Here is a 1,377-nt window from a genome sequence, read left to right on the forward strand (position 1 = left end):
CGTCAAAGGCGAGCTTCGCCTTGATCTCGCCGTCCGAGAGGATGCGCACGCCGTCCTTGACGCGGCGGATGACGCCAGCGGCAACCAGCGATTCAGCCGTCACGGTCGCCTTGGCATCGAGCTTCTTGGCATCGATGGCCACCTGGATGCGGGCCAGCGACACGACGGTGAAGCTCTTGGCGAAGATGTTGTTGAAGCCACGCTTCGGCAGGCGCCGGTAGAGCGGCATCTGGCCACCCTCGAAGCCGTTGATGGCGACGCCGGAGCGCGCCTTCTGGCCCTTGACGCCGCGACCGCCGGTCTTGCCGGAGCCGGAGCCGATACCACGGCCGAGACGCTTCTTGGAGTGCGTCGCGCCGTCCTTGTCACGCAGATCGTTGAGTTTCATCTGAGTTCTCCTGCGCTCTGGCTCAGCCCTCGTCCACGACGCGGACGAGATGCTGGACGGCAGCGATCATGCCGCGCACGGAGGGCGTATCTTCCAGCGTGCGCTGCTTGTGCATCTTGTTGAGGCCGAGGCCGACCAGCGTCGCGCGCTGTTCCTTCGGACGGCGGATCGGCGAACCGATCTGCTCAACGGTGATGGTCTTGGTTGCTTTCTTGGCCATGGTCAAAATCCCTGGTCAGATCGACTATTCTTCAGCCGCAACGGCGGTGCCGCGGCGGGCCTGAAGGGTCGAATACTTGATGCCGCGAGCAGCAGCCACATCCTTGGGATGCATCTGGCTCTTCAGCGCGTCGAAGGTGGCGCGAACCATGTTGTAGGGGTTCGACGAACCCATCGACTTGGCGACCACGTCATGCATGCCGAGCGTCTCGAAGACAGCGCGCATCGGGCCACCGGCGATGATGCCGGTACCTTGCTTGGCGGCGCGCAGCAGCACGCGTCCAGCACCCCAGCGTCCTTCGACGTCGTGATGCAGCGTACGGCCCGAGCGCAGCGGCACGAAGATCATGTCGCGCTTGGCCGATTCAGTTGCCTTGCGGATGGCTTCCGGCACTTCGCGCGCCTTGCCGTGACCAAAGCCGACGCGGCCCTTCTGGTCGCCGACGACGACGAGTGCTGCAAAACCGAAGCGACGGCCGCCCTTGACGACCTTGGCGACGCGGTTGATGTGGACGAGCTTGTCCGCCATGCCGTCATCGCGTTCTTCACGATCGCGGCCGCGGCCGCCATCCCTACGTTCCTGTGCCATATCCTGTTCCTTGTTTTTTTCCGGAAGCACGGTTGCTGATAAGATCCGGTGCCTCGCCCCGAATAAATCGGGAAACGGTCACCGGGGGCGAAATCAATTCCTTCGCATAATCCCTATCCGAAAAGTCTGCAACTTTTCGGGACTATGCTTAGAAGCTCAAGCCACCTTCGCGGGCAGCCTC

Annotated in this window: 3 protein-coding genes; all 3 read right to left on the minus strand. The window is 63.0% G+C overall.

Annotation, left to right across the window (positions count from 1 at the left end; genetic code table 11):
• On the minus strand, nucleotides 1-388 hold a 388-nt coding region (rplO, locus tag EOC06_RS23300; RefSeq protein ID WP_245469952.1), incomplete at its 3' end, for a 50S ribosomal protein L15.
• Between the two features lie 22 nt (nucleotides 389-410).
• Nucleotides 411-608 carry a 50S ribosomal protein L30 gene (rpmD, locus tag EOC06_RS23305; protein ID WP_006205449.1) on the minus strand — a complete coding sequence of 66 codons (198 nt, stop codon included), beginning with the start codon at nucleotides 606-608 and terminating at the stop codon, nucleotides 411-413.
• Between the two features lie 24 nt (nucleotides 609-632).
• Nucleotides 633-1,196: a 30S ribosomal protein S5 gene (gene rpsE, locus EOC06_RS23310; RefSeq protein WP_128308892.1), complete on the minus strand. Its 564-nt coding sequence runs from the start codon at nucleotides 1,194-1,196 to the stop codon at nucleotides 633-635.
• Nucleotides 1,197-1,377: the final 181 nt, after the last annotated feature.

This window comes from Mesorhizobium sp. M7A.F.Ca.MR.362.00.0.0, from assembly GCF_004023175.1.
Taxonomy (GTDB): domain Bacteria; phylum Pseudomonadota; class Alphaproteobacteria; order Rhizobiales; family Rhizobiaceae; genus Mesorhizobium.